Origin of the sequence: Phaeovulum veldkampii DSM 11550 (genome assembly GCF_003034995.1) — a bacterium.
GTDB lineage: Bacteria > Pseudomonadota > Alphaproteobacteria > Rhodobacterales > Rhodobacteraceae > Phaeovulum > Phaeovulum veldkampii.
In genome coordinates this window covers 80,235-86,985 of sequence record NZ_PZKF01000013.1, presented here as the reverse complement: position 1 = coordinate 86,985, position 6,751 = coordinate 80,235, and the positions used below count along the sequence as shown (strand labels likewise).

Below are 6,751 nucleotides of genomic sequence, written 5' to 3'. Positions count from 1 at the left end.
AGGCGTCGCGTGGCTCGCGCCGCGCCGTCCATGCTTGACAAGACCGGGCGGCGCGCCCTATGGCGCGCCCCTGATCATTACGGAACGGTTCGATGCAGGCGGGGCATGAGGCTCTGTCTGCCTCTCAACCGAAAGCCCCTGCGAGAGGCAAGACAATGACTGGTCAAAACATTCGCATCCGGCTGAAGGCCTTCGATTACCGCGTTCTGGATGCCAGCACGCAGGAAATCGTGAACACGGCCAAACGCACGGGTGCCCAGGTCCGCGGCCCGATTCCGCTGCCCAACAAGATCGAGAAATTCACCGTTCTGCGCGGCCCCCACATCGACAAGAAGTCGCGCGACCAGTGGGAAATCCGCACGCACAAACGTCTTCTCGATATCGTCGATCCGACCCCGCAGACCGTGGACGCGCTGATGAAGCTCGACCTGGCCGCTGGCGTCGACGTCGAAATCAAGGTCTGAGGAGGGCACCCGGATGTTGCGTTCTGGTGTTATCGCCAAAAAGCTGGGCATGACCCGGCTGTTCATGGAAGACGGCCGTCAGGTTCCGGTGACCGTTCTTCAACTTGACAACCTTCAAGTCGTGGCACAGCGCACGGCCGAGCGTGACGGCTACACCGCCGTTCAGCTGGGCGCGGGCTCGGCCAAGGCCAAGCGGACCACCGCCGCACTGCGCGGCCACTTCGCCAAGGCGAATGTGGCACCCAAGCGCAAGATCGCGGAATTCCGGGTCAGTCCGGAAAACCTGATCGAAGTCGGCGCCGAGATTTCGGCCGCCCACTATGCCGAAGGCCAGTATGTGGACATCGCTGGCACCTCGATCGGTAAAGGCTTTGCCGGTGTCATGAAACGCCATAACTTCGGCGGTCTGCGTGCCTCGCACGGCGTGTCGGTTTCGCACCGCTCGCATGGTTCGACCGGGCAGTGCCAGGATCCGGGCAAGGTGTTCAAAGGCAAGAAGATGGCCGGTCATCTGGGTTCGGTGCGTGTGACCACGCAGAACATCCAGGTGGTGCGCACCGATCCCGACCGTGGCCTGATCATGGTCAAGGGCTCGGTTCCGGGTTCCAAAGGCGGCTGGGTCACGATCAAGGACGCGGTGAAAAAACCGCTGCCGGCCGATCTGCCGCTGCCCGCCGCTCTGAAATCCGCCTCGGCGGCTCCGGTCGCGGAAGTTGCGGCCGAAGGGGGTGAAGCATGAAACTTGATGTCATCAAACTGGACGCTGGCAAGGCTGGCTCGATTGATCTCGACGATGCGATCTTCGGCCTGGAACCGCGGGCGGACATTCTGCACCGCGTCGTGCGTTGGCAGCGTGCTGCCGCGCAGGCCGGCACTCATTCGACGCTGGGCAAATCCGACGTCAGCTATTCGACCAAGAAGATCTATCGCCAGAAGGGCACCGGCGGCGCTCGCCACGGCTCCAAGAAGGCCCCGATCTTCCGTCACGGCGGCACCTACAAGGGTCCGGTTCCGCGCAGCCATGCGCATGACCTGACCAAGAAGTTCCGCGCGCTGGGTCTGAAACACGCGCTGTCGTCCAAGGCGGTTTCGGGGAACCTCGTGATCCTCGAGTCGGCCGAGATGGTTGAAGCCAAGACCGCGATTCTTGCCAAGGCTGCAAAAGAACTGGGCTGGAAGCGTGTGCTGGTGATCGACGGGGCCGAGGTGAACGAAAACTTCGCCCGCGCCGCGCGCAACATCGAAGGCATCGACGTGCTGCCCTCGATCGGCGCCAACGTGTATGACATCCTCAAGCGTGACACGCTCGTGATCACGAAGGCGGGTGTCGAAGCTCTGGAGGCTCGTCTGAAATGAGCGCGAAACCCGAACACTACGACGTGATCCGCAAGCCGGTCATCACTGAAAAAGCCACGATGGCCTCCGAGCATGGCGCTGTCGTTTTTCAGGTGGCCAACGATGCGACCAAGCCCGCGATCAAGGAAGCGGTCGAGGCGCTGTTCGGCGTCAAGGTGAAGGCGGTCAACACTGTCGTCACCAAGGGCAAGACCAAGAAGTTCAAGGGCCGGCCCGGCGTCCGCAGCGACGTGAAGAAAGCCTATGTCACGCTTGAGGACGGAAACACTATCGACGTGTCTACCGGCCTTTGATAGAAGGCGACGAATCTTGCGGCCCCGGGTTCCGGGGCCGCAGATCATTTTGAAGACCGGGCCTGACGTTTGCATGGCAGACCCCTACGGAAACGGACCATTGGTCCAAAGCAACGGAAGACAGAGAGCATGGCACTCAAGTCGTACAAACCGACGACGCCGGGCCAGCGTGGGCTGGTTCTGATCGACCGTTCGGAGCTTTGGAAAGGTCGCCCCGTCAAATCCCTCACCGAGGGTCTGACGAAATCGGGCGGCCGGAACAACACCGGACGGATCACGATGCGCCGCATGGGCGGGGGCGCGAAGCGCCTGTATCGCATCGTCGATTTCAAGCGCACCAAATTTGACCTGGCGGCTGTTGTCGAGCGGATCGAATATGACCCGAACCGCACCGCCTTTATTGCGCTGGTGAAATACGAAGACGGCGAGCAGGCCTATATCCTCGCGCCGCAGCGTCTAGCCGTGGGGGACAGCGTCATCGCTGGCGCCAAGACCGACGTAAAACCGGGCAACGCGATGCCGTTTTCCGGTATGCCGATCGGCACCATCGTGCACAACGTCGAGCTGAAGCCCGGCAAGGGCGGCCAGCTGGCACGCGCCGCAGGCACCTATGCCCAGTTCGTGGGCCGTGACGGTGGCTATGCGCAGATCCGCCTGTCGTCGGGCGAGCTGCGGATGGTCCGTCAGGAGTGCATGGCGACCGTGGGTGCGGTGTCGAACGCCGACCACTCGAACCAGAACCTCGGCAAAGCCGGTCGTAACCGTCACTTCGGCATCCGTCCGAGCGTGCGCGGTGTTGCCATGAACCCGATCGACCACCCGCATGGTGGTGGTGAAGGCCGGACCTCGGGTGGTCGTCACCCGGTTACTCCCTGGGGTAAAGGGACCAAAGGCAACAAGACCCGCAAGAACAAGGCGACGGACAAATACATCGTTCGCTCGCGCAATGCGAAGAAGGGGCGTTAATCCATGGCACGTTCTGTTTGGAAAGGCCCTTTCGTTGACGCCTATCTGCTGAAGAAAGCGGAAAAGTCGCGGGCGTCGGGCAAAGGCGAAGTGATCAAGATCTGGTCGCGTCGCTCCACCATCCTGCCGCAATTCGTGGGCCTGACGTTTGGCGTCTACAACGGCAAAAAGCACATCCCGGTGGCTGTCACCGAAGAGATGATCGGTCAGAAGTTTGGTGAATATTCCCCGACCCGGACCTATTACGGCCATGCGGCCGACAAGAAAGCGAAGAGGAAGTAATCGTCATGGGTAAGGAACAAAATCCGCGCCGCGTGGCGGACAACGAAGCAATGGCGAAAACCAAGATGCTTCGCACCTCGCCGCAGAAACTGAATCTCGTCGCCGCTCTGATCCGCGGCAAGAAGGTGGACAAGGCTCTTGCCGACCTGACCTTCTCGAAAAAGCGGATCGCGATCGACGTGAAGAAATGCCTGCAGTCGGCCATTGCCAATGCCGAGAACAACCACGGGCTGGATGTTGACAGCCTTGTGGTGGCCGAAGCCTGGGTCGGCAAGAACCTGGTGCTGAAGCGGGGGCGTCCGCGCGCCCGCGGCCGGTTCGGCAAGATCATGAAGCCGTTTTCGGAAATCACCATCAAGGTGCGTCAAGTCGAGGAGCGTGCGTAATGGGTCAGAAGGTCAACCCGATCGGTATGCGTCTCCAGGTCAACCGCACCTGGGATAGCCGTTGGTTCGCCGAGTCGAAGGACTACGGCAACCTGCTTCTTGAAGACCTCAAGATGCGCGACTTCATCCATGAAGAAGCCAAGCAAGCGGGCGTTTCCCGCGTGATCATCGAACGCCCGCACAAAAAGTGCCGTGTCACGATCCACGCGGCGCGCCCCGGCGTGATCATCGGCAAAAAAGGCGCCGATATCGAGACGCTGCGCAAGAAACTGGCGAACATGACCAAGTCGGAACTGCACCTCAACATCGTTGAGGTCCGCAAGCCCGAACTGGACGCGCAACTGGTGGCCGAATCGATCGCCCAGCAGCTTGAGCGCCGGGTGTCGTTCCGCCGCGCGATGAAACGCGCCGTGCAGAACGCCATGCGCATGGGCGCCTTGGGTATCCGGGTAAACGTCGGTGGCCGCCTTGGCGGCGCCGAGATCGCTCGGACCGAGTGGTACCGTGAAGGCCGCGTGCCGCTGCATACCCTGCGTGCCGACATCGACTATGCGTTGTCGGAAGCCACCACGCCCTACGGCATCATCGGGGTCAAGGTCTGGATCTTCAAAGGCGAGATCATGGAACACGACCCGCAAGCCCGCGACCGTCGCGCTGCCGAAGCCCAAGAGGGTCCGGCTCCGCGTGGCCCGCGCCGCGACGCCCGCTGAGGAGTATTGAAAGATGCTGCAACCGAAACGGACGAAGTTCCGCAAACAGTTCAAGGGGCGTATCAGCGGTGAAGCCAAGGGCGGTTTCAACCTGAACTTCGGCTCCTTCGCCCTGAAGGCTACCGAACCCGAGCGCGTCACCGCGCGGCAGATCGAGGCGGCCCGCCGCGCGATCACCCGCCACATGAAGCGTCAGGGCCGCGTCTGGATCCGTGTGTTCCCGGATGTGCCGGTCACCGGCAAGCCGACCGAAGTGCGGATGGGTAAAGGCAAGGGCTCGGTCGATTACTGGGCGGCCAAGGTCAAACCTGGCCGGATCATGTTTGAGATTGACGGCGTGGCCGAATCTGTGGCAAGGGAGGCCCTCCGCCTTGGGGCGAACAAGTTGCCGGTCATGACCCGCATCGTCGCCCGCGAAGACTGGTAAGAATTTGCTCGAACCCCCGGGGCAACCGGGGGTTCGGGTTTTTGTTGGACAATCACCAGGCCAAAGGTGACCCGCAACGGGGCCTTCTGGTGAGTTGGAAAGGACAAGGCGATGAACGCCAAGGAACTGAAGACCAAGACGCCGGATCAGCTCCGCGACGAGCTGCTTGCGCTGAAAAAGGAGGCGTTCAACCTGCGCTTCCGTCAGGCGACCAACCAGCTTGAGAATACCGCCCGGATGCGCATCGTCCGTCGTGACGTTGCCCGCATCAAGACGGTGCTGAACCAGAAAGCCGCCGAAGCGGCGGCCAACTGAGGAGAGACCCATGCCCAAACGTATCCTGCAAGGTGTCGTCACCTCGGACAAGAACGAACAGACCATCACAGTTCTGGTCGAGCGCCGCTTCAAGCACCCGCTGCTGCAAAAGACCGTCCGCAAGTCCAAGAAATACCGGGCTCACGACGAAAGCAACCAGTTCAAGGTTGGTGACACCGTCCGCATCGAGGAATGTGCGCCGATCTCGAAAACGAAACGCTGGACCGTGGTCACTGAAGCTTCGGCTTGAGTTCATTTTCCAGCTTTGATCGATACCCTGGGACGAGTTCCCAAAGGTCGGGAGAAACCAAATGATCCAGATGCAGACCAATCTGGATGTTGCTGACAACTCCGGCGCGCGCCGGGTTCAGTGCATCAAGGTTCTGGGTGGTTCCCATCGCCGTTACGCCTCTGTGGGCGACATCATCGTGGTGTCGGTGAAGGAAGCCATCCCGCGCGGTCGCGTGAAAAAAGGTGATGTCCGCAAGGCCGTCGTCGTGCGCACCGCCAAAGAAGTTCGCCGTGAAGATGGCACCGCCATCCGCTTTGACCGCAATGCCGCCGTCATCCTGAACAACCAGGGCGAGCCGGTCGGAACCCGTATCTTCGGGCCGGTCGTGCGCGAATTGCGCGCCAAGAACTTCATGAAGATCATCTCGCTTGCTCCGGAGGTGCTGTGATGGCTGCAAAGCTTCGCAAGGGCGACAAGGTCGTCGTGCTCGCCGGCAAGGACAAGGGCAAGCAGGGCGAGATTTCGGCCGTCATGCCGAAGGACAACAAGGCCGTGGTTGATGGCGTGAACATGGCGATCCGCCACACCCGCCAGACGCAGGGCTCGGAAGGTGGCCGCATCGCCAAGCCGATGCCGATCGACCTGTCGAACCTGGCGCTCATGGACAAGGACGGCAAGGCCACCCGCGTCGGCTTCCGCATGGAAGACGGCAAGAAGGTGCGTTTCGCCAAGACCACCGGGGAGGCGATCTGATGCTGGACGCGCAAACCTATACCCCGCGCCTCAAGGCGCAGTATGTCTCGACGATCCGGGCTGCTCTGAAAGAAGAGTTCGGTTTCAAGAACGACATGCAGATCCCGCGTCTGGACAAGATCGTCCTGAACATGGGCGTCGGCGAGGCGGTCAAGGACACCAAGAAGGTGAAGCAGGCCGCCGAAGAGCTGAGCCTGATCGCCGGTCAGAAAGCCGTCATCACCAAGGCCAAGAAGTCCATCGCCGGTTTCCGCGTTCGCGAGGAGATGCCGCTGGGTTGCAAGGTCACGCTGCGTGGTGACCGGATGTATGAATTCCTCGATCGTCTTATCACGATCGCGCTGCCCCGCGTCCGCGACTTCCGCGGCGTCAAAGGCAGCTCGTTCGACGGCCGCGGCAATTATGCGATGGGCCTGAAGGAACACATCGTGTTCCCGGAAATCGACTTCGACAAAGTCGATGAGGTTCTGGGCATGGACATCATCATCTGCACCACCGCGACCAAAGACGCGGAAGCGAAGGCGCTGTTGAAGCATTTCAACATGCCCTTCAACAGCTGATCGCGGG

General features: G+C 61.2%; 14 protein-coding genes. All 14 read left to right on the top strand.

Annotated features, from left to right (window positions below):
* Positions 1–155: 155 nt before the first annotated feature.
* Complete coding sequence (rpsJ, locus tag C5F46_RS07570) at positions 156–464, top strand: 30S ribosomal protein S10 (RefSeq protein WP_036639457.1); 309 nt, start codon at positions 156–158, stop codon at positions 462–464.
* A 13-nt stretch (positions 465–477) separates the two neighbouring features.
* A complete protein-coding gene (gene rplC / locus C5F46_RS07565; RefSeq protein ID WP_107324748.1) occupies positions 478–1,203 on the top strand; it encodes a 50S ribosomal protein L3 in 726 nt (241 codons plus the stop codon).
* On the top strand, positions 1,200–1,820 hold the full coding sequence (gene rplD, locus C5F46_RS07560) for a 50S ribosomal protein L4 (RefSeq protein WP_107324747.1): 621 nt from the start codon (positions 1,200–1,202) through the stop codon (positions 1,818–1,820). Before rplC ends, rplD begins: the two co-directional genes overlap by 4 nt.
* Entirely contained in the window at positions 1,817–2,113 is a 297-nt protein-coding gene (locus C5F46_RS07555; RefSeq protein ID WP_107324746.1) for a 50S ribosomal protein L23, read from the top strand. The genes rplD and C5F46_RS07555 overlap by 4 nt, the downstream gene beginning before the upstream one ends.
* Before the next feature lie 129 nt (positions 2,114–2,242).
* Positions 2,243–3,079, top strand: coding sequence for a 50S ribosomal protein L2 (gene rplB / locus C5F46_RS07550; RefSeq protein WP_107324745.1), 837 nt, complete (start codon positions 2,243–2,245; stop codon positions 3,077–3,079).
* 3 nt (positions 3,080–3,082) lie between these two features.
* Positions 3,083–3,361, top strand: a complete 279-nt coding sequence (gene rpsS, locus C5F46_RS07545; RefSeq protein WP_107324744.1) for a 30S ribosomal protein S19 — start codon at positions 3,083–3,085, stop codon at positions 3,359–3,361.
* A gap of 5 nt (positions 3,362–3,366) precedes the next feature.
* On the top strand, positions 3,367–3,747 hold the full coding sequence (gene rplV / locus C5F46_RS07540) for a 50S ribosomal protein L22 (protein ID WP_107324743.1): 381 nt from the start codon (positions 3,367–3,369) through the stop codon (positions 3,745–3,747).
* Positions 3,747–4,457 carry a 30S ribosomal protein S3 gene (gene rpsC, locus C5F46_RS07535; RefSeq protein ID WP_107324742.1) on the top strand — a complete coding sequence of 237 codons (711 nt, stop codon included), beginning with the start codon at positions 3,747–3,749 and terminating at the stop codon, positions 4,455–4,457. The genes rplV and rpsC overlap by 1 nt, the downstream gene beginning before the upstream one ends.
* Positions 4,458–4,470: 13 nt before the next feature.
* Positions 4,471–4,884: a 50S ribosomal protein L16 gene (gene rplP / locus C5F46_RS07530; RefSeq protein ID WP_107324741.1), complete on the top strand. Its 414-nt coding sequence runs from the start codon at positions 4,471–4,473 to the stop codon at positions 4,882–4,884.
* Positions 4,885–4,995: 111 nt separating this feature from the next.
* Positions 4,996–5,199, top strand: coding sequence for a 50S ribosomal protein L29 (rpmC, locus tag C5F46_RS07525; RefSeq protein WP_107324740.1), 204 nt, complete (start codon positions 4,996–4,998; stop codon positions 5,197–5,199).
* A 10-nt stretch (positions 5,200–5,209) separates the two neighbouring features.
* Entirely contained in the window at positions 5,210–5,449 is a 240-nt protein-coding gene (rpsQ, locus tag C5F46_RS07520) for a 30S ribosomal protein S17 (protein ID WP_107324739.1), read from the top strand.
* A gap of 61 nt (positions 5,450–5,510) precedes the next feature.
* Entirely contained in the window at positions 5,511–5,879 is a 369-nt protein-coding gene (gene rplN, locus C5F46_RS07515; protein ID WP_022705624.1) for a 50S ribosomal protein L14, read from the top strand.
* Positions 5,879–6,184 carry a 50S ribosomal protein L24 gene (gene rplX / locus C5F46_RS07510; RefSeq protein ID WP_107324738.1) on the top strand — a complete coding sequence of 102 codons (306 nt, stop codon included), beginning with the start codon at positions 5,879–5,881 and terminating at the stop codon, positions 6,182–6,184. Before rplN ends, rplX begins: the two co-directional genes overlap by 1 nt.
* Positions 6,184–6,744, top strand: coding sequence for a 50S ribosomal protein L5 (gene rplE / locus C5F46_RS07505; RefSeq protein WP_107324737.1), 561 nt, complete (start codon positions 6,184–6,186; stop codon positions 6,742–6,744). Before rplX ends, rplE begins: the two co-directional genes overlap by 1 nt.
* The last annotated feature ends 7 nt before the right edge of the window (positions 6,745–6,751 follow it).

What these genes read in the sequence shown, in the direction of transcription:
- rpsJ (WP_036639457.1), top strand. Translation starts at nt 156, where the DNA reads ATGACTGGTCAAAACATTCGCATCCGGCTGAAGGCCTTCGATTACCGC.
- rplC (WP_107324748.1), top strand. Translation starts at nt 478, where the DNA reads ATGTTGCGTTCTGGTGTTATCGCCAAAAAGCTGGGCATGACCCGGCTG.
- rplD (WP_107324747.1), top strand. Translation starts at nt 1,200, where the DNA reads ATGAAACTTGATGTCATCAAACTGGACGCTGGCAAGGCTGGCTCGATT.
- C5F46_RS07555 (WP_107324746.1), top strand. Translation starts at nt 1,817, where the DNA reads ATGAGCGCGAAACCCGAACACTACGACGTGATCCGCAAGCCGGTCATC.
- rplB (WP_107324745.1), top strand. Translation starts at nt 2,243, where the DNA reads ATGGCACTCAAGTCGTACAAACCGACGACGCCGGGCCAGCGTGGGCTG.
- rpsS (WP_107324744.1), top strand. Translation starts at nt 3,083, where the DNA reads ATGGCACGTTCTGTTTGGAAAGGCCCTTTCGTTGACGCCTATCTGCTG.
- rplV (WP_107324743.1), top strand. Translation starts at nt 3,367, where the DNA reads ATGGGTAAGGAACAAAATCCGCGCCGCGTGGCGGACAACGAAGCAATG.
- rpsC (WP_107324742.1), top strand. Translation starts at nt 3,747, where the DNA reads ATGGGTCAGAAGGTCAACCCGATCGGTATGCGTCTCCAGGTCAACCGC.
- rplP (WP_107324741.1), top strand. Translation starts at nt 4,471, where the DNA reads ATGCTGCAACCGAAACGGACGAAGTTCCGCAAACAGTTCAAGGGGCGT.
- rpmC (WP_107324740.1), top strand. Translation starts at nt 4,996, where the DNA reads ATGAACGCCAAGGAACTGAAGACCAAGACGCCGGATCAGCTCCGCGAC.
- rpsQ (WP_107324739.1), top strand. Translation starts at nt 5,210, where the DNA reads ATGCCCAAACGTATCCTGCAAGGTGTCGTCACCTCGGACAAGAACGAA.
- rplN (WP_022705624.1), top strand. Translation starts at nt 5,511, where the DNA reads ATGATCCAGATGCAGACCAATCTGGATGTTGCTGACAACTCCGGCGCG.
- rplX (WP_107324738.1), top strand. Translation starts at nt 5,879, where the DNA reads ATGGCTGCAAAGCTTCGCAAGGGCGACAAGGTCGTCGTGCTCGCCGGC.
- rplE (WP_107324737.1), top strand. Translation starts at nt 6,184, where the DNA reads ATGCTGGACGCGCAAACCTATACCCCGCGCCTCAAGGCGCAGTATGTC.